The following is an 18,761-nucleotide window of genomic DNA, read 5'->3' on the forward strand; positions in this document are numbered from 1 at the left end:
CGAACTCAGCAGTGAAACGCGTCATCGCCGATGGTAGTGTGGGGCTTCCCCATGTGAGAGTAGGTCATCGCCAAGCATTTAATTAAGTGAAAACCCCGGTCTCGTTGAGGCCGGGGTTTTTGCGTTATGGGCGGGTGAAACTGAATCGGAAGGAATCAGCGGTCGCTGGCCAAGGGGGAAGCAAGGGGGGAAGCGCCTGCTCACCCCGCTGCGACGGACAAAGATCAGTTAAGGGAGTCGATCAGGGATTCCCTGATGCTGAGATAGTCGTAATCGGTAAGGGCCAGGAACGCCAAGGCCTTGTTAACGCGGGGAGCAAGGTCATTCGGCTGGATACGCCAGTAATAGCGGAACTCGGCGCTGACATCCTGCGCGAGAGTAAGAATGGCAAGCAGTTCGCGCGTACGCTCATCCACCTGAACCCTGTCATTGAGCACATCTTCAAGCTGGGGCTGATAGCGGATGCTATCCGCCAAATGCTGCGGCAGGAACCAGCGCTCTGCCATCCGGCTGCCAACCTGATAATGACTGAACCCGTAGTGCTGCTTCTGCAGGGCTTCAAGCTCGGCGCTGTTATAGCAGGACGAAGCGCGCAGGGTGTCACGGAAGTCGGGATAGGCCTGAATCATCAGGGGGAGCCCGCAATCGTGCAGCATGCCCAGGGCATGCATGTCATCACGGTCCAGTTTGAGTTTCAGTCTGCTCAACAGCCTCAGTGACAGGTCCGATACATCCTTGGCGGTATCCCAGAAGCGTTCCATGCGGCCGGTCTTTTTCAGGGTGTTGCGCATGATGGTAAGCCGAACCAGATTGAACACCTGTCCCGTTCCCAGCAGGTTGATTGCATGCTCAACGGAGATCACCGGCGCTCTCAGCCCGTAGAAAGGGCTGTTAATGGTTTTGAGTACCACTGAGTAAAGTGCCACGTCCTGCTTGATAAGGGCACTGATCTGTTTCAGGTCAGGATTATCCTGTTTGAACAGCTTGGCCAGTTTAAGGAGGATCTCCGGCTGTGGCGGGATCAGAGAACGAAAGTCATGAGGCTGTGTCATCGCGAAGGTCTGCCAGAAGTCTAAGGGCCTTGTTTGGCTACAGACCCGCCAGTATAGTGCCGCTTTTGTTTACTTGCAGCAGGTTTGACCGTGAGAATTGAAAACCCACCTCGCAAGCCATTTCTGGCCCGTGGTTCAGGCGTCAAACGATGCCCTGACTGTCGGCTGCCTGCAGAGGTCTGTATTTGCGAGTGGCGGACTCAGGTGGGGGCGCGGTGTCATTTCTGGCTGCTGACCCATCGATACGAGCTGTACAAGCCGACCAACACCGGCCGCCTCATCGATGACTGTATCGCACAGACACGCATCTTTGAGTGGTCCCGCACTGAGCCGGGCCAGGATCTGCTGGATGCATTAAATGACCCTGCCTATGCTCCCTGTCTGGTGTTCCCGGCGGGTGACGACTATCAACACCGCATGCTGGATGCAGAAGCGGTGGCCGAGGGTGATACACGCATCCCGGTATTCATCATACTGGACGGGACCTGGCGACAGGCGCGGCGCATGTTTCGTCATAGTCGGTATCTTCAGCACCTGCCGGTTGTGGAGCCGCAAACGGATCGACTGACACGCTATAAGCTGCGCCGTTCAAAGGTGGACCATCACCTGTGTACGGCAGAGGTGGCGATTGCGCTGCTGGAGCAGATAGGCGATGAAATGGCGGCGGGCCATCTGGAGGGATACTTCGAACGCTTTAATGCGAACTATATTGCGACACGCCGGCGATGGGCGAAACGGGAGCCCGAGTAGACTCCCGTACCTGAATCAGTGCTTCTCTTCGCTGCCTTCCTGCTCGGCACGCTGCTGCATCTGCTGCGCGTACAGGGCATCGAAGTTGACCGGTGCCAGCATCAGCGGAGGGAAGCTGGCCTTGGTCACGAAGTTGTCGACGGCTTCACGCGCGTAGGGGAACAGCAGGTTGGGGCAGAAGGCACCCAGGGTGTGGTGCAGCTCTGCACCTTCAATACCGGCCACGAGGAAGATACCGGCCTGCTGAACCTCAACCAGAAACGCGGTTTCATCAGCGTTTTTGGCCGTGACGGTCAGCGTCAGTACCACTTCGTGATGATGCTCATCCAGTGAGTTGGTGCGCGTGTTCATTTCCAGATTCACTTCAGGCTGCCATGGCTGGGTAAATGCCTTGGCGCCCGCCGGTGTTTCCAGAGATGCGTCCTTCACATAGACACGCTGGAGGGCGAACTGTGGCTGAGTAGCTTGCTGGTTGGAAGTTTCGGTATCAGACATCGGTATATCCTTGCGGTTTATTGTTCTTTCAGGCGTTGAGCAGTGCGTCGAGCTTGCCCTCGCGCTCCAGCGCAAACAGCTCGTCGCAGCCACCGACGTGGGTCTCGCCAATGAAAATCTGAGGGACAGTGCGGCGCTGGCTTCGGGTCATCATTTCCTGACGCAGCTCAGGGGCAGCATCAACGTCAATGGCCTCATACTCGACCTGCTTGCTGTCCAGCAGAGCGAGTGCACGAGTACAGAAAGGGCACCAGCGCGTGAGGTAGATGGTCGTTTTGGCCATGGCAGTCACTTAACGATAGGCATGTTCTGGTTTTTCCATTCGGTCATACCGCCAGACAGGCGAACAACCTGCTCGTAACCGGCTGCCTTGAGCTTTTTGGTAGCCGTTCCGGCTGCCTGTCCGAGGTTGCACACCACAATCACCGGCTTGTTCTTGAACTTGTCGAGCTCGTTCAGACGACGGTCAAGGTCCGCAAGCGGGATGTGGTGGGCGCCGGTGATGTGTCCGGTATCCCACTCCTTGCGCGTGCGGATATCCAGCACGGCACCGGACTCCTTGTTGATGAGTCGGGTCGCCTCGGCCGGGGTGACGGATTTGCCGGACTTGCGTTTCTCTGCCGCCAGCAGGAGAACCAGGGTCAGGACCCAGGCGCCTACCAGGTAGTAATGCTGTATTGCGAATTCGATCAGGCGTTCCATAGTTGTTCCGATCAGATGCACGGATAGTGAAGACAGCAAGTATACATGCCCACCGAGACAGCGATAAGGGCAGCGCGGCAAATCCTGAGGGTGAGCGTTAGCTAATCCGCGCCCGGAGCGTTAAAATGGCTGCCTGTTTTTTAACCGACCGGACAGATAAGCACACCATGACTGACGCACGCGCAACCAAGGCACTGATTATTCTTGATGGCTTCGGCGTGGAGGTCACGCCCTCCTCGGCGGTCGAAGCAGCCCATACCCCCACCTGGGACCGGCTGCTGGCAGATAACCCCAATTCCCGCATCGAAACCTCCGGCATGGCGGTAGGCCTGCCGGATGGACAGATGGGCAATTCCGAAGTGGGGCACATGAATATCGGGGCAGGCCGCACCGTGTATCAGAACTTTACCCGCATCTCCAAGTCGATTGCCGACGGCGACTTTTTTGACAACGCTGCCCTGTGTGAGGCGATGGACAAGGCGATCGAAGCCGGACGCGCCGTGCATGTGATGGGGCTGTTGTCTCCGGGTGGTGTGCACAGCCATGAAGAGCACATTTTTGCGCTGCTGGAAATGGCCGTAAAGCGCGGTGCCAAGTCGGTGTATCTGCATGCGATTCTGGACGGGCGTGATATGCCGCCGCGCTCGGCTGAGCCCTCACTCAAGGCTGCGCAGGCAACCTTTGAGCGCCTGGGTACCGGCGCCATCGCAACCGTGGTCGGACGCTATTACGCCATGGACCGCGACAACCGCTGGGAGCGGGTGGAGCAGGCCTATGATGCCATGACGCGGGGTCAGGCCGAGGTCACCGCGGAAAGTGCACTGCAGGCGCTGGAAGCCGCCTATGCGCGCGATGAAAACGATGAGTTTGTAAAAGCAACGGTCATCACCGGCGCAGACGGGCAGCCGGTTGCAACTGTTGAAGCGGGCGATGCACTGATCTGTGCCAACTTCCGTCCGGACCGTGCGCGCGAAATTACCCGCTGCTTTGTGGAGCCCGAGTTTGACGGCTTCGCCCGGAAGGCGCATCCGGCGCTGAGCGGCTATGTCATGATGACCGAGTATGCGGCGGACATTCCGGCGCCGGTGGCTTTCCCGCCGGAACAGATCCATAACGATCTGGGGGAATATCTGGCGGCGCAGGGCAAAACACAGCTGCGCATTGCCGAAACCGAGAAGTACGCTCACGTCACCTTCTTCTTCAATGGTGGCCAGGAAGCGGTCTATCCCGGTGAAGACCGTATTCTGGTGCCCTCACCCCAGGTCGCGACCTATGACCTTCAGCCCGAAATGAGTGCACCTGAAGTCACCGAAAAGTTGTGTGAGGCGATCCGCAGCGGCAAATACGACCTGATCGTCTGCAACTACGCCAACGGTGACATGGTTGGCCATACCGGCAACTTTGATGCGGCCGTGAAAGCGGTCGAAACCGTGGATCAGAGCCTGACTCAGGTGCTCGCTGCTCTGGCGGACGTGGGCGGCGAAGCGCTGATTACGGCGGACCACGGCAACGTCGAGATGATGCAGGACCCCAATACCGGACAGCCCCATACGGCACACACGAACTGGCCTGTTGCATTGATCTACGCAGGCCCCCGTGCCGAACGGGTGACACTGTCCGACGGTGCACTCTGTGACCTGGCCCCCACGCTGCTGGACCTGATGGAACTGTCGGCGCCAACCGAAATGACAGGCCGTAGCCTGGTCAGCCTGGCCTGACATTGAATATGCGGGCCTACGGCCTCCTGCTCTCACTGCTGTTGTCAGTGGGAGCCGTGCAGGCTGCCCCCGATCCTGCCACCACCGAGCGTGAGCTCAAGGCGGTCAAGCAGCAGATCAGCCAGTTGCAGAAGACGCTGGCCAAGCGTCAGCAGCGTCTGGAGGCTGCCGAGCGTGAGCTGAAGCAGCATGACAAGCGTATCGGTGAAGTGAAGGCTCGCCTGCAGGCACTGGGCGAAGAGCAACAGACCCTGCAGAGCCGCCGCAGTGAACTGGGCAAGAATGAGGATCAGCTGCTTGCCGTTCTGCAGGCACGGGAAAGTCAGATTCGTGAGCTGCTGCGTGAGCAGTACCGCCTGGGACGTCAACCGGCTCTCAAGCTGCTGCTGTCACAGGAGGACCCTCAGTCGGTATCACGCATGTTGCGGTATTACGATCACCTGACCGATGCGCTGAATGCCGAGCTCAAGGGGTATCGTCAGGCGCTGGCAGAGCTGACCGAAACCCAGTCTTCGATTGCCGAAACGGACTCCAGCCTGCTCAGCACCCGGGAGCAGCTTGAAGCCCGGCGGCAGGAGCTGGCCGATGCGCGCGCTGCTCAGGCCAAGACACTGGCTCGCTTGCGTCAGCAGCAGTCCAGTGATCGTGGGCGGCTGGGACAGCTGGAGCAGGATCAGGTTGAGCTGGCGGCGGTACTGAAAGAGATCCGGCGCTCGCTGGAAGAAGTCCGGCTGCAGCAGGATGGTCTCAAGTTCCATCAGCGCAAGGGCAAGCTGAGCTGGCCGGTGAAGGGGCGGATCAAGCGTGCCTTTGGTGCCCAGGTGGAAAATGTGGCCTATGAAGGGTTGCTGATCGACGCCAGCGCCGGTACCGAGGTCAAGGCGGTCCACCATGGCCGTGTCGTCTTTGCGGACTGGCTGCGGGGCTACGGCCTGGTATTGATTCTTGATCATGGAGGTGGTTACCTGAGCCTCTATGGCCACAATGACAGCCTGTTGCGAGAGCCGGGTGAGTGGGTTGGTACGGGTGAAACCCTGGCGTTGGCAGGCAGCAGTGGCGGCAGTACCGAGCCGGGCCTTTACTTTGCCATTCGCTACAAGGGGCGCTCAACGGACCCGATTGTCTGGCTGGAACGGCGTTAACATACCAAGCAGGGAAATCGATGATGAAGCTTTTCAAGCGTAATCCGCTCATGGCTGCCGTACTGGGCTGTACCCTGTGCCTGTCGGTACCGGCTCAGGCGCAGGACGAAGGCACGGACGGCCAGAATACGCTACCGCTGACCGAGTTGCGCATGTTCGCGGACGTGTTCGATCGCATCAAGCAGGCCTACGTGGAGCCGGTGGATGACCGTGACCTGCTGGAAGACGCCATTCGTGGCATGCTGACCGGGCTGGACCCTCACTCTGCCTATCTTGAACCGGAGGCCTTTGAAAGCCTTCAGATTCACACCAGTGGTGAGTTTGGCGGTTTGGGGATTGAAGTGGGTCTGGAAGACGGCTTCATCAAGGTGATCGCGCCGATCGACGATACCCCGGCTCAGCGTGCCGGCGTGCGTGCCGGCGACATGATCATTCGCCTTGATGACACCCCGGTGCAGGGCATGGACCTGAACGAGGCGATTGACCTGATGCGGGGCGAGGTGGGAACGCCCATTCGCCTCACCATCATGCGTGAAGGGCGTGACCAGCCGCTGGAAATCAAGATCGTGCGTGACGTGATCAAGGTGAAGAGCGTGCGTCATGAGTTGCTGGAGCCGGGATACGGTTATCTGCGCATCTCCCAGTTCCAGTCCCACACTGGAGAGGACACGGTCGCGGCTATCCGCTCACTGGCCGAGGAGGCGCCGCTGAAGGGGCTGGTGCTGGATCTGCGTAACAACCCGGGCGGGGTACTGCAGGCGGCGGTAGCGGTGAGTGATGCGTTTCTGACGGAGGGCACCATCGTGTACACCGAAGGGCGCCTGCCCAACTCCGAACTGCGTTTCAATGCCAGCAGCGAGACGGTGGCACCGGACACCCCGCTTGTGGTGCTGATTAACGGTGGCAGTGCGTCTGCCTCTGAGATCGTGGCCGGCGCGCTGCAGGACCATGAACGTGCGCTGATCATGGGCACGGACAGCTTCGGTAAGGGGTCGGTACAAACGGTGTTGCCGCTGGGGCAGGAGCGTGCGATCAAGCTGACCACGGCACGTTACTTCACGCCGGGCGGACGCTCCATTCAGGCTCAGGGCATCAAGCCGGACCTGAGAGTGGATGAGGCGCGTTTGACCTTGCTGGAAGAGGAAGGTCGCGTCAAGGAGCGCGATCTGGCCGGACATCTGGAAAATGCCAACGGGGAATCAACCGAGCAGGCGTCTGCGTCAGAAGGGCTTCTGTCACGGGATTTCCAGCTGTTTGAAGCGCTCAACCTGCTGAAGGCGATGCAGATCCTGCAGCGCAACCCGGCGGGCTGAAGTCGAACGTTGCTGGAAGGGGCCAGAGCCCCTTCCGGATAGCCTGCCGCTTTAGCCTGTGGCCCTGAACAGACCACTGCCCAAACGGGCCCACTGCTCGGGCCAGAACTCCGTGGGCCGGCGCTTGAACTCGGAGCGGACGAACTGGCGAATGCGCCCTTCGGCGGCGGCAATGGCCAGGTTGGCGGCGGATCCGGCCGGGATCTCGGTACGCAGCCCTTCCTTCAGTTCCGCTTCTCGCATCACCTGTTTCAGCTGTGTCTCCAGTCGCTCAAACAGCTGATTCACCCGCACCCTGAGGCGGTCGGTCTCGCCCGACAGCGCATCACCGGTCAGGATACGTGCCATGCCCGGGTTCTTCTCCACAAACGCCAGCAGCAGGGTCAGAATCTGCTCGCACTGGCGAGTGGCCGGAATATCCGACTGGATGATCCGCTTGATGCGCGAGAACAGCGTTTCTTCGATAAACCCGATCAGACCCTCGAACATGCGCGCCTTGCTGGGGAAGTGGCGATAGAGTGCCGCTTCGGATACACCCACTTCGCGGGCCAGTGCCGCCGTGGTAATGCGCTGGCCCGGGTTGGTTTCCAGCATGCGGGCCAGTGCCTGCAGGATCTGCTCCCGACGTGAAATCTTCTGTGCCTTGTCGCTCATGCGGACGCGCTCACTCCGATGTCGTCATTGGTGATCAGGGTACCCACACCTTCATCCGTGAAGATCTCCAGCATGCAGGCGTGCTCGACGCGGCCGTCAATGATATGGGCACTGCGGACGCCGCTCTTGACCGCACTCAGGGCACAATCAATCTTGGGCAGCATGCCGCCATAGATGGTGCCGTCTTCGATCAGTGCGTCCACCTGAGCCGTATTCAGGCCGGTGAGGACCTTGCCTTCCTTGTCCAGAAGGCCCGCGATGTTGGTCAGCAGCATCAGCTTTTCGGCCTTGAGCACTTCCGACACCTTGCCGGCCACCAGATCGGCGTTGATGTTGTAGGAGTGGCCGTCTTCGCCAACGCCGATGGGCGCGATCACCGGAATAAAGTCCGAGTTCACCAGCATGTCGAGCACACGGGTGTTGACGCTGTCGACTTCACCCACATGGCCGATGTCGATGATCTCGGGCGCTTCCATCTCCGGGGTCTTGTGCTTCACTTTCAGCTTGCGGGCACGCAGCAGTTCGCCATCCTTGCCGGTCAGACCAATCGCCTTGCCACCGGCGGCGTTGATCAGGCCAACGATCTCCTTGTTCACCATGCCGCCGAGTACCATCTCGACCACGTCCATGGTCTTGGAGTCGGTCACTCGCATGCCGTTGATAAAGTGGGACTCGATCTTGAGCTGCTCCAGCAGGTTACCGATCTGCGGGCCACCGCCATGCACCACGATCGGGTTCAGGCCGATCAGTTTCATCATGACCACATCGCGGGCAAAGCTGGCTTTCAGCTTTTCGTCGATCATGGCGTTGCCGCCATACTTGATCACGATGGTCTTGCCGACGAAGCGCTGAATATAGGGCATCGCCTCGGACAGAACCTGGGCGGTGGACATGGCTTGAGAACGTGACAAAGGCATGATGTCTCCTTGTAAGCTTCCTTGAGGTTCAGGCGTCAGGGATCAGCAGGCTGCTGTCGATGGCGCTCAGGCGGGCCTGAAACTCGTTCTTGATTCGGTTGAGGGCGGTACGGCTTTCGGCTTCAAAACGCAGCACCAGCACCGGCGTAGTGTTGGAGGCGCGCATCAGGCCCCAGCCATCAGCATAGTCGACCCGCACACCGTCGATATGGCTGACCTGCCCGTCCGGAAATTCGGCCTGCTGCAGCGCCTCGACCAGCGCGAACTTGTTGTCTTCACGCACTTCGATATTGATCTCCGGCGTGCTGATGTCTTCCGGGTAGGCGGTAAAAATGGCATCGGCATCCTGATCGCGGCCGGACAGAATTTCCAGCAGGCGAGCCGCGCTGTAGAGCCCATCGTCAAAGCCGTACCAGCGTTCCTTGAAGAAGATGTGGCCGCTCATCTCGCCTGCCAGCAGCGCACCCGACGCCTTCATCTGGCGCTTGATCAGCGAATGACCGGTTTTCCACATGGTGGCCTTGCCGCCGGCCTGTTCGATCACCTGCGGCAGCAGACGGGAGCATTTGACGTCGAAGAGGATCTCGGCGCCCGGGTTGCGGCTCAGCACATCCTCGGCGAACAGCATCATCACCCGGTCCGGGTAGATGACGTGGCCGCTGGGCGTGATCACACCGACGCGGTCGCCATCGCCGTCGAAGGCCAGTCCCAGATCCGCCCGGTGCTCGGCCACGGCCGCAATGGCGTCCTGCAGGTTCTTCAGCTTGCCCGGGTCCGGGTGATGGTTGGGAAAGGTGCCATCCACCTCGCAGTAGAGCGGGATCACCTCGCAGCCAAGCTGCTCGATCAGTGCCGGGGCCAGCTTGCCGGGGATGCCGTTACCGCAGTCGACCACGACCTTCATGCCGCGCTTGAGCCGGATGTCGTCCAGAATGCGCTGCAGGTAAGAGTGCTCAACTGCCAGCGAACGGGCCGACCCCGTGCCCTCGACGTAATCGCGGGCCTCGATGCGGTCCGCCAGCGCCTGGATCTGATCCCCCGACAGGGTTTCACCCCCCAGCATCATCTTGAAGCCGTTGTAGTCGGAGGGGTTGTGGCTGCCGGTGATCATGATGCCGGTCTGATCGGCCTGCTGGTGAGCGGCAAAATAGAGGGTAGGCGTCGGCACGTACCCCACATCCAGTACCTGACAGCCGCTGTCGGTCAGCCCCTGAATCAGGATCGTTTTCAAGTGCGGGCCGGACAGGCGGCCATCCGCGCCCACAACGACCTCAGAGATCTGGCGCGCAGCGGCCTCGGCCGCAAAGGCACGGCCGATATGGTAGACGCAGGTATCGGTCAACGACTGGTCGACGATGCCGCGAATGTCGTAGGCACGAAAGATATCGCGATCAAAGTGCTCAAGCGGGTAAGGCATGAACGGGCAGTCCTCTGGTCAGTCAGTACTCACTTGCTTAATGGCGGCCGGATGAACCGAAGCCGCCCGCGCCACGGTCCGAGTCGCTGAACTCGTCGACGATCTCGAACTCGGCCTGTACAACCGGCACCAGTACCATCTGGGCAATACGCTCGCCCGGCTCGACGGTGAACGTAGTCTGGCCGCGGTTCCAGCAGGAGACGAACAGCTGACCCTGGTAGTCGGAATCGATCAGACCGACCAGGTTGCCTAATACGATGCCGTGCTTGTGGCCCAGTCCCGAGCGCGGCAGGATCATGGCGCAGAGGCTGGGGTCTTCAATATGGATCGCCAGCCCGGTGGGAATCAGCTCCGTCTGGCCCGGCTCCAGGGTGAGGGCTTCATCGAGACAGGCGCGCAGATCCAGGCCTGCAGAGCCTTCGGTTGCATAGGCGGGCAGCGGAATGTCGCGACCGATACGGTCGTTCAGGATTTTGACTTGCAGTGCTTTCATGAGGTGCTCTTCAGGTAGTGCTGTGCAATCTGTTCAATCAGCTGGCGTGCCAGCTGGCGTTTGGACGTTTGAGGCAGCCCCGTCTCGCCCTCGGCGCTGACCAGCGTGACGGCGTTGTCGTCGCTGTTGAAACCGATCTCCGGGTTGGACACGTCATTGGCTACGATCAGGTCCAGCCGTTTGCGGGCCAGCTTGCTGCGGGCATAGTCGATCACGTCACGGGTCTCGGCGGCGAAGCCCACGGTGAACGGGCGCCCTGTTTCAAGTCCGGCGACGGTGGCGACAATATCCGGATTCTTGACCAGGCGCAGCTCCATGATCTCTTCGCTGCCTTTCTTGATCTTGTGCTCGGCGATGGCGACCGGGCGGTAGTCGGCGACCGCCGCTGCCGCGATAAACAGGTCACACGCTTCGATGCCGTCCAGCGTGGCGGCCAGCATCTCTTCGGCCGTTTCCACCTGAACGCATTCGACCCGAGGGGGGACGGGCAGCATGACGGGGCCGCTGACCAGCTTGACGCTGGCGCCGGCGTCTGCGGCGGCTTCGGCCAGTGCGTAGCCCATCTTGCCGGAGCTGTGGTTGGAGATGTAACGCACCGGATCCAGCGGTTCCCGGGTCGGGCCGGCCGTAATTACGACGCGCTTGCCGGACAGAACCGTATGTTCAAACTGTTCGGCAGCCAGTTCGGCCAGCTCCTCGGGCTCCAGCATTCGGCCCGGGCCCGTATCGCCACAGGCCTGAGCGCCCACACCCGGTCCCAGCAGCGTCACCCCCTGTGACGTCAGCTTGTGGGCATTCGCTTGGGTGCGCGGGTCCCGCCACATCGCCTGGTTCATGGCTGGTGCCAGGCAGATGGGTGCGTCCGACGCCAGGCAGAGGGTGGTCAGCAGGTCGTCGCCCATGCCGGCACTGAAGCGGGCGATGAAATCGGCACTGGCGGGTGCGACCAGAATCAGGTCGGCCCACTTGGCCAGTTCGATATGGCCCATGCCGGCTTCCGCTTCCGGGTCCAGCAGCTGCAGATGAACCGGGTGGCCCGACAGCGCCTGCAGGGTGAGGGGGGTGATGAACTCGGTCGCGGCGGGGGTCATCACGATGCGAACATCGGCACCGGCGCCCTTGAGCAGCCGTGTCAGTTCGGCACTTTTGTACGCGGCGATACCACCTGTAATGCCGAGTAGAATGCGCCGGTTAGTAAGTCTCTGCATACCCTGAATATCCGGTTGTTTCTCATCTTGGGACAGGGCGCTAAGATACCACTTTGGCTGAACAAAGCGTAGGGAGGTTCAGCTTCCATACAGAACTCACAGGGAGGTGGGTATGACAATCAGGGACTGGCCGGCGTCCGAACGGCCACGGGAAAAGCTGCTTGCACGCGGCGCAACGGCACTGTCCGATGCGGAGCTGCTGGCGATCTTTCTGCGCACCGGTGTACAGGGACGCAGTGCCGTTGATCTGGCGCGGCAACTGCTGGCGCACTTTGGTGGTCTGCGGGCGTTACTGGAATGTGACCAGCAGGCATTTTGCAGTGCTCACGGCCTGGGGCCGGCCAAGTTTGTTCAGTTACAGGCCGTGCTGGAAATGTCACGGCGTCATCTTGCGGCGCAGCTGGAACGCGCCTCGGCGCTGGAAAGCCCTGCCATGGTGCGGCGCTATCTGGCCACCCGGCTGCGGCATGAGCCACGTGAGGTGTTTGCCTGCCTGCTGCTCGACAACCGACATCGGGTGATCCGCTATGAAGCTCTGTTCTACGGCACCATCAATGCCGCCAGCGTACATCCGCGCGAGGTGGTGAAGCTGGCGCTGGCCCATAATGCGGCCGCGTTGATTCTGGCGCACAACCACCCCTCCGGCGTTGCCGAACCCTCGCAGGCGGATCGCCAGATTACGGATCGGCTGGTGCAGGCTCTGGGGCTGGTGGAGATACGGGTGCTGGACCATATCGTGATCGGCGATGGAGAGGCGGTGTCCTTCGCCGAGCGTGGCCTGCTCTAGCGCCTGGTGAAAAAATCAACAATTCACTGGCGCTCGTGGCAGATGCTCTATATAATACGCCGCCTTCTGTCCCTTAATGGTACGGTATTTTGTCCGGGTACGTTTGGACGCTCCGCCTGAGGCTGCGCCGGTTGTGCAGCCAATAAACATCGGACAGAAGTTACTTAACTCTGGTAAGAAAGGTTTACCGATATGTCTCGAGTTTGCATGGTAACGGGCAAGGGCCCGGTCACCGGGAACAATGTATCCCACTCAAACCGTAAAACGCGTCGTCGCTTCCTGCCGAACCTGCACTGGCACCGTTTCTGGGTAGAAAGCGAAAACCGTTTCGTTCGTCTGCGTGTTTCCTCCAAGGGCATGCGTATCATCGACAAGAAGGGCATCGATGTAGTTCTGGCTGAACTGCGTGCCCGCGGCGAGAAAGTCTGAGGAGATTGAATCATGGCTGCTAAAGGCGCACGCGAGAAGATCCGCCTGGTATCCTCTGCTGGTACCGGTCACTTCTACACTACTGACAAAAACAAGCGTAACACTCCGGACAAGTTCGAATTCAAGAAATACGACCCGGTTGTTCGCAAGCACGTGATCTACAAGGAAGCCAAGATCAAGTAATTGATTCTGGACTGGAGATCCCGGAACCCCGCACTGCCTTGCGCACTGCGGGGTTTTTTTATGCTGGCCGTTACCCGCCCGGGTCGTTTAGGATAATGATCATTACACTTGCAGGAGGCTCCAAATGACGTCGTTCCCCCCGGGCGTGATTCGCTTTGTTCCGCTGATATTTGTGCTGCTGTGGAGTACCGGTTTTATCGGTGCCCGGTTTGGCCTGCCCTACATTGAACCCTTTTACCTGCTGTTGATTCGCAACCTGCTGACGCTGGGCGTTTTTCTGGGGCTGATACTGCTCTTCCGGGCACGCTGGCTGTCACCGCGACAGGCGCTGCATCAGATGGTCACGGGGGCGCTGGTACACGGCTGCTATCTGGGCGGTGTGTTTGCGGCCATCAAGTGGCAGCTGCCGGCGGGGGTGACGTCCATTCTGGTCGGCCTGCAGCCCGTGCTGACAGCGGTGCTGGCCTGGGCCATGCTGGGCCAGGCACTGCAGAAGCGCCAGTGGCTCGGACTGATGCTGGGCCTGGTGGGCGTGGTGCTGGTGTTGGGCACCGGCCTGCAGCCGGGGCAGTTCGAGTTGCGCTACGAAGCCGTGCTGGCCGCGATGCTGGCGCTGGTGGGGATCTCGGTGGGCACGCTCTACCAGAAGCGCTTCGGTGCCGGAACGGACCTGCTGACCGGCTCCTTCTATCAATACCTGTCCACGGCACTGATGATGGCGGTGCTGACCTTTGCATTCGAGCAGCAGCATGTCGAGTGGCATCCGCAGCTCATCGGAGCCCTTCTGTGGCTGGTGTTTGGCCTTTCGGTCAGTGCCATTCTGTTGCTGATGCTGATGATCCGGGAAGGGGAGGTATCGCGCGTGGCCAGCTACTTCTATCTGGTACCGCCGGTGACAGCGCTGGAAGCCTGGCTGCTGTTTGATGAGCAGCTGTCCGCCATTGCGCTGGGGGGCATGGTGCTGGCCGTGCTGGGCGTCTATCTGGTGCTCCGTACCAGGCCGGCTGCGTAAGCAGAACCTGATATACTGGCCTGAGTGAATAACGAGGAGTTTGCATGCCGGAGTTGCCTGAAGTTGAAACGACCCGGCGCGGTATCGCCCCCCATATTGAACAGCGCCGCGTAAAAGCCCTGCGGGTACGTCAGCCCAAACTGCGCTGGCCGGTACCTGCCCAGCTGCCGCAGTGGATCGAAGGGGACTGCATCCAGTCGGTCGAACGGCGGGCCAAGTACCTGTTGCTGCGCTTCAGTCGCGGCACCCTGATCCTGCATCTGGGCATGTCCGGCAGTTTGCGCATTCAGCCCTGCAACACTGAACCCGGCAAGCACGACCATGTGGACCTTGAGCTGGATTCTGGCCAGTTGCTGCGCCTGACAGACCCCCGCCGTTTCGGCGCGGTCCTGTGGCAGGAGAACGGCACGGTCCATCCGCTGCTGGCTTCTCTGGGACCGGAACCGCTGGACGAGGCCTTTGATGCCGCCTATCTGCAGCGCTGCTGCAAGGGGCGTCGCACCGCCATCAAGGCACTGATCATGAATGCCGAGATTGTCGTGGGGGTTGGCAATATCTACGCCAACGAAGCCCTGTTCCGTGCCGGGATTGACCCGCGCCGTGCGGCCGGCCGCATCGCGGCGGCACGTTTGGAAAAGCTGGTGGCTGCGATCAAATCGGTACTGGCCGCGGCGATTGAGCAGGGAGGCACCACCCTGAAGGATTTTGTGGGCGGTGACGGCAAGCCGGGGTATTTCAAACAGGCGCTGGATGTCTACGGTCGCGGCGGTGAGCCCTGTCACCAGTGTGGTGAGCCGTTGTCTGAAATTCGATTGGGGCAGCGCAGTACCGTGTTCTGTCGCCAGTGCCAGCGTTAGGAGCTGCCATGACTGATCTTGCCGTGTCCCCCCGTATGGACAGTGCCTTCAAGCAGCATCGCACGCTGCTGCGCCGCAAGCTGGACATCAACCAGCAGCTCAAGCGTCGGCGCTGTGTGTCCATCGGTGACCTGCCGATTCATACCGAGTTCTATGCCAGCCACGAAGAGGCGCCGCTGCTGCTCTTTGTGCCGGGGATCGGCACCTACAGCGAGCTCTATGCGCAACTGCTTAGCCAGTTGTGCGACCACGGCTTCAATGTGGTGGGGGTGGATCTGCGCGGGCATGGCTACTCCGGTGGTCCTCGGGGTCAGTACCGGGTTGAAGACGTCATTCAGGATTTGCAGCAAGTGATTGATCACTATCAGCAAAGCCCTGATCAACCGGTTTATCTCTATGGCTACTCGATCGGGGCCCTGCTCTCGGTGGCGGCGGCCGAGGCGGACCCGCGTATTCAGGCGGTTGCCTGTGGCACCTTGCTGGTGCCTTCGCTGGCACCGGATATGCTGCACCAGGTGGGCTGGTCCTGGATCTGGGGCAGTGCAATGTTGATGCCGGGCATCGCGCTGCCGATGCAGAGCTTTATTGATTACGAGCAGCTCCTGGCCGGACATCCTGCCGGCGAAGAGATCAACGCGGACCCGCTGGTGGTATTCGATTATCCGCTGGGGACGCTGTCGAGCCTGTTTACCTGGCGGCTGGGCTGCCTGCAGCAGCGTTATCCGTTCCAGGGGCTGATCATCCACGGGGACCGCGACGAGGTACTGCCGCTGAGTTACTCCGAGCGGGTGCAGGCCACGCTGGCCCATCCGTTTGAACTGCAGAAAGTGGCGGGGGAGGGGCACATGCTGCCCTGGGACCGGCCCGGCCTGCTGGCGCGCATGATCAGTGACTGGCTCAAGGGCACTGTCACGAAAGCGTAAGCATGCGTTCATCGGCGTGTCACGCCGGACTGGCCACAATGCCAACCTGTAGCACAAGACAGGGTGGCTGCCATGAACCGTCTGCAGAAGCTGAATGCCTTCGATACCCGAGCGTTTTACTGGTTCAACGGATATGGACGCTCGACCCCCGTACTCACCAGCAGTCGCTGGATCTCCCGTATGGGAGACGGCAGCCTCTACCTGCTGCTGGGGCTGGCGCTTGCACTCTGGGAGGCGGAAGACGGCCGTGCCTTCCTGCAGGCCGGGCTGATTGCCTATGCGATCGAGTTGCCGCTCTATCTGGTCCTCAAGAACACCATTCGACGCGATCGCCCCTGCCATCGGTACGCTGGCTTTCAGGCGGCGATTGAGCCGTCCGACAAGTTCAGTTTTCCGTCGGGCCACGCCGCTGCCGCCTTCGTGTTTGCCACCCTGCTGGCCGAGTTCTACCCTTCGATTGCACCGCTGGGTTTTGCGCTGGCCACGCTGGTGGGCGGTTCCCGCGTAATGCTGGGGGTACATTACCCCACGGATATTCTGGCCGGTGCGCTGCTGGGGATGCTTACGGCGGGCCTGGGTATCGGGCTCTGGGAGGTGCTCTGATGCGGATCCTCTATGGTGTTCAGGCGACCGGCAATGGCCATATCACACGTGCACGGGTGCTGCTGCCTGCGCTGCAGGCCGCCGGAGCCGAGGTGGATGTGCTGTTCAGTGGCCGCCCCCGTGAGCGGCTGTTCAATATGGAGCCCTTTGGCCGCTATACCCACCGCCGGGGGCTGACCTTCATCACTGAGGCGGGACGGGTAAAGTGGTGGCAAACACTGCTGCAAAACCGGCCGGTGGAGCTGATGCGTGATATACGGGCACTGGATGTGCGCGGCTATGACCTGGTGCTCAGTGACTTTGAACCGGTGACAGCCTGGGCGGCGCGCCGAGCAGCTGTCCCTTCGCTTGGCATCGCACACCAGTATGCCTTCCTGTACCCCATCCCGGGGACCGGCTTTTCCCCCTGGCTCAAGCCGTCGATCCGGCTCTTTGCCCCCGTAGACGAAGCCGTAGGCCTGCACTGGAGCGCCTTTAACGCACCTATCCTTCCCCCCATGATCGAACCTCTGACAGGCCAGCCGAGCCGCGAAGCGGACAAGGTACTGGTATATCTGCCGTTCGAGGCGCGCGACGAGGTGGTGTACTGGCTATCCGGGTTGCCCAAGGTACGCTTTCGTGTGTATTGCAATGTGGATCAGCCGCGCACAGTCGATAACGTGGAGCTGCTGCCGTTCAGCCGCAGCGGCTTTCAGCAGGACCTGTACACCTGCCGAGGCGTGATCGCCAATGCAGGTTTTGGCCTGTGCAGCGAAGCGATCCAGGCAGGCAAGAATCTGTTGGTGAAACCCTTGAGCGGTCAGCTGGAGCAGGTGTCCAACGCGGTCGTGCTGGAGCAGATGGGGCTGGCGCAGGTGATGCCGCGGCTGGGACTTGACCCCATTCGGCATTGGCTGGAGCAGCCGGCGGCCAACCCTGTGCCCTGGCCCAATGTGGCCTCCACACTGGCGCGCTGGATTCTGACTGGGCGTCAGGTGCCGCTGGAACAGTTGTCTCGAGAGCTCTGGCAGGATACCCGCGTGCCTGTGATCACACCGGCCTGAGCAACTGCTGCCTGTACAAATTATTGCGTATGCTGCTGAACGATAATGGCATTTCGGATGCGTGCAGGCGCGTGCTGCTGGAGAGTGCGTGGTGAAGGTGGCCCTGGCGGCCAGGATCGGATAGGAAATGTGGGGGCCTGAGCGAAAGGGGTGTAATGGTCCGTTACCACACCCCTTCCTCTGGCTTCCTATCCGTGCGGTTAAGCGGCGTCCTGCCGTGTCGTCCCTCGGTCCTGTACCGCTGCAGGGCCATCCTTGCATTCGTTCCCTGAACAGGAGATCCACGGTTCTAATTATGCGGATCAGGGAATTTCTGGATATAGGAATTTTTCCTAATTTTCACTTCAGGCCATCTGAAGGACTTTATCCACCAGCTTATTGATACCGGCCCCGGCTTCTGAAATGGAGCCGGCCAGCATGTATGCAGGCGTGGTGACGACCTTGTTCTCGCTGTCGACCACAATCTGGTCTACGGCACAGGTCTGGTGCTGGCCGCCCATGGTCTCAATGGCACCGGAGACGCCTTCGTCGTTACCGATGGTGCACTGGATGCCGGTGCCCAGCAGCTTGGGAGTCAGCGCAGGTGTGATACAGATCAGGCCGACCGGCTTGCCGGCTTCATGGATGGCGCGGGCAAAACGAACCAGGTCAGCATTCAGGCTGCAGTCGGCCCCCTTGACCGCGAAATCACTCAGGTTCTTGGCGGCACCGAAGCCTCCCGGGATGATCAGAGCATCGAACTCGTTCGGGTCAGCCGTGGCCAGGTCCTGGATCTCCCCGCGTGCCAGTCGGGCCGCTTCCACCAGCACATTGCGGGTTTCACCTTCAGCGACTTCGCCGGTCAGATGGTTGATGACATGCATCTGGTCGATATTGGGGGCAAAGCACTGGTACTTCACGCCGTGGTGCTCAAGGCGGAGAAACGTCAGAACGGACTCGTAGATCTCGGAGCCGTCAAACACACCACTTCCGGACAGAATCACTGCAACTTTATTCATGCTCTGCTTGCTCCTTGAAAAATGGAACTCAAAAGTGTCGGAACGTGTTGATACGTACCATGTCG

The 18,761-nt window shown here is 60.5% G+C and carries 22 protein-coding genes and 1 rRNA gene; 13 read left to right on the forward strand and 10 right to left on the reverse strand.

Going from position 1 to position 18,761, the window contains the following annotated elements; translation table 11 throughout:
* A 5S ribosomal RNA gene (rrf, locus tag H9C73_RS16475) occupies positions 1-76 on the forward strand; the annotation flags it as partial.
* A 148-nt stretch (positions 77-224) separates the two neighbouring features.
* Here the strand turns inward: rrf and H9C73_RS00005 are convergent.
* Entirely contained in the window at positions 225-1,052 is an 828-nt protein-coding gene (locus H9C73_RS00005) for an HDOD domain-containing protein (protein WP_209285723.1), read from the reverse strand.
* 90 nt (positions 1,053-1,142) lie between these two features.
* On the opposite strand from H9C73_RS00005, the gene H9C73_RS00010 reads away from it, so the two are divergent.
* Positions 1,143-1,802, forward strand: a complete 660-nt coding sequence (locus H9C73_RS00010; RefSeq protein ID WP_209285724.1) for a tRNA-uridine aminocarboxypropyltransferase — start codon at positions 1,143-1,145, stop codon at positions 1,800-1,802.
* Positions 1,803-1,817: 15 nt separating this feature from the next.
* Here H9C73_RS00010 and secB read toward each other — a convergent pair whose 3' ends face one another.
* From secB to H9C73_RS00025, 3 genes are read right to left on the reverse strand one after another with little or no spacing between them, the layout of a single operon-like run.
* Entirely contained in the window at positions 1,818-2,297 is a 480-nt protein-coding gene (secB, locus tag H9C73_RS00015; protein ID WP_209285725.1) for a protein-export chaperone SecB, read from the reverse strand.
* Positions 2,298-2,325: 28 nt separating this feature from the next.
* Entirely contained in the window at positions 2,326-2,580 is a 255-nt protein-coding gene (gene grxC / locus H9C73_RS00020; protein ID WP_209285726.1) for a glutaredoxin 3, read from the reverse strand.
* 5 nt (positions 2,581-2,585) lie between these two features.
* Complete coding sequence (locus H9C73_RS00025; protein ID WP_209285727.1) at positions 2,586-2,999, reverse strand: rhodanese-like domain-containing protein; 414 nt, start codon at positions 2,997-2,999, stop codon at positions 2,586-2,588.
* Positions 3,000-3,166: 167 nt separating this feature from the next.
* Between H9C73_RS00025 and gpmI the strand changes: the two genes are divergently transcribed.
* The 3 genes from gpmI to H9C73_RS00040 are packed head-to-tail and all read left to right on the forward strand — an operon-like array spanning position 3,167 to position 7,172.
* Positions 3,167-4,717, forward strand: a complete 1,551-nt coding sequence (gpmI, locus tag H9C73_RS00030) for a 2,3-bisphosphoglycerate-independent phosphoglycerate mutase (RefSeq protein ID WP_209285728.1) — start codon at positions 3,167-3,169, stop codon at positions 4,715-4,717.
* 8 nt (positions 4,718-4,725) lie between these two features.
* Positions 4,726-5,859, forward strand: coding sequence for a murein hydrolase activator EnvC family protein (locus H9C73_RS00035; protein WP_209285729.1), 1,134 nt, complete (start codon positions 4,726-4,728; stop codon positions 5,857-5,859).
* Between the two features lie 23 nt (positions 5,860-5,882).
* The gene (locus H9C73_RS00040) at positions 5,883-7,172 is read left to right on the forward strand and encodes a S41 family peptidase (protein WP_209285730.1); all 1,290 of its coding nucleotides are present in this window, start codon (positions 5,883-5,885) and stop codon (positions 7,170-7,172) included.
* Between the two features lie 51 nt (positions 7,173-7,223).
* On the opposite strand, the gene slmA is transcribed toward H9C73_RS00040, so the two are convergent.
* From slmA to coaBC, 5 genes are read right to left on the reverse strand one after another with little or no spacing between them, the layout of a single operon-like run.
* Positions 7,224-7,826 carry a nucleoid occlusion factor SlmA gene (gene slmA / locus H9C73_RS00045; protein ID WP_209285731.1) on the reverse strand — a complete coding sequence of 201 codons (603 nt, stop codon included), beginning with the start codon at positions 7,824-7,826 and terminating at the stop codon, positions 7,224-7,226.
* Positions 7,823-8,743, reverse strand: a complete 921-nt coding sequence (argB, locus tag H9C73_RS00050) for an acetylglutamate kinase (protein ID WP_209285732.1) — start codon at positions 8,741-8,743, stop codon at positions 7,823-7,825. Before argB ends, slmA begins: the two co-directional genes overlap by 4 nt.
* 28 nt (positions 8,744-8,771) lie before the next feature.
* On the reverse strand, positions 8,772-10,160 hold the full coding sequence (locus tag H9C73_RS00055) for a phosphomannomutase/phosphoglucomutase (RefSeq protein ID WP_209285733.1): 1,389 nt from the start codon (positions 10,158-10,160) through the stop codon (positions 8,772-8,774).
* A gap of 37 nt (positions 10,161-10,197) precedes the next feature.
* Entirely contained in the window at positions 10,198-10,653 is a 456-nt protein-coding gene (gene dut, locus H9C73_RS00060; RefSeq protein WP_209285734.1) for a dUTP diphosphatase, read from the reverse strand.
* Entirely contained in the window at positions 10,650-11,861 is a 1,212-nt protein-coding gene (gene coaBC, locus H9C73_RS00065) for a bifunctional phosphopantothenoylcysteine decarboxylase/phosphopantothenate--cysteine ligase CoaBC (RefSeq protein ID WP_209285735.1), read from the reverse strand. The genes dut and coaBC overlap by 4 nt, the downstream gene beginning before the upstream one ends.
* Before the next feature lie 112 nt (positions 11,862-11,973).
* On the opposite strand from coaBC, the gene radC reads away from it, so the two are divergent.
* From radC to H9C73_RS00105, 8 genes are all read left to right on the forward strand, one after another.
* Positions 11,974-12,648: a RadC family protein gene (radC, locus tag H9C73_RS00070; RefSeq protein ID WP_209285736.1), complete on the forward strand. Its 675-nt coding sequence runs from the start codon at positions 11,974-11,976 to the stop codon at positions 12,646-12,648.
* A gap of 192 nt (positions 12,649-12,840) precedes the next feature.
* Entirely contained in the window at positions 12,841-13,077 is a 237-nt protein-coding gene (gene rpmB / locus H9C73_RS00075) for a 50S ribosomal protein L28 (protein ID WP_209285737.1), read from the forward strand.
* A 12-nt stretch (positions 13,078-13,089) separates the two neighbouring features.
* Positions 13,090-13,260 (forward strand): 50S ribosomal protein L33, encoded by a 171-nt coding sequence (gene rpmG / locus H9C73_RS00080; RefSeq protein WP_036511775.1) that lies wholly within the window; start codon positions 13,090-13,092, stop codon positions 13,258-13,260.
* Between the two features lie 124 nt (positions 13,261-13,384).
* Complete coding sequence (locus tag H9C73_RS00085) at positions 13,385-14,272, forward strand: DMT family transporter (RefSeq protein WP_209285738.1); 888 nt, start codon at positions 13,385-13,387, stop codon at positions 14,270-14,272.
* Positions 14,273-14,316: 44 nt separating this feature from the next.
* Positions 14,317-15,129, forward strand: coding sequence for a bifunctional DNA-formamidopyrimidine glycosylase/DNA-(apurinic or apyrimidinic site) lyase (gene mutM, locus H9C73_RS00090; RefSeq protein ID WP_209285739.1), 813 nt, complete (start codon positions 14,317-14,319; stop codon positions 15,127-15,129).
* Positions 15,130-15,137: 8 nt separating this feature from the next.
* Positions 15,138-16,052 carry an alpha/beta hydrolase gene (locus H9C73_RS00095; RefSeq protein WP_236013986.1) on the forward strand — a complete coding sequence of 305 codons (915 nt, stop codon included), beginning with the start codon at positions 15,138-15,140 and terminating at the stop codon, positions 16,050-16,052.
* A 72-nt stretch (positions 16,053-16,124) separates the two neighbouring features.
* Positions 16,125-16,655, forward strand: a complete 531-nt coding sequence (locus H9C73_RS00100; protein ID WP_209285740.1) for a phosphatase PAP2 family protein — start codon at positions 16,125-16,127, stop codon at positions 16,653-16,655.
* Positions 16,655-17,698 carry an MJ1255/VC2487 family glycosyltransferase gene (locus H9C73_RS00105; RefSeq protein WP_209285741.1) on the forward strand — a complete coding sequence of 348 codons (1,044 nt, stop codon included), beginning with the start codon at positions 16,655-16,657 and terminating at the stop codon, positions 17,696-17,698. The genes H9C73_RS00100 and H9C73_RS00105 overlap by 1 nt, the downstream gene beginning before the upstream one ends.
* 344 nt (positions 17,699-18,042) lie before the next feature.
* Here the strand turns inward: H9C73_RS00105 and elbB are convergent, their stop codons facing one another.
* Complete coding sequence (gene elbB / locus H9C73_RS00110) at positions 18,043-18,696, reverse strand: isoprenoid biosynthesis glyoxalase ElbB (protein ID WP_209285742.1); 654 nt, start codon at positions 18,694-18,696, stop codon at positions 18,043-18,045.
* Positions 18,697-18,761: the final 65 nt, after the last annotated feature.

The organism is Marinobacterium alkalitolerans (assembly GCF_017776525.1).
Classification (GTDB): Bacteria; Pseudomonadota; Gammaproteobacteria; order Pseudomonadales; family Balneatricaceae; genus Marinobacterium; species Marinobacterium alkalitolerans.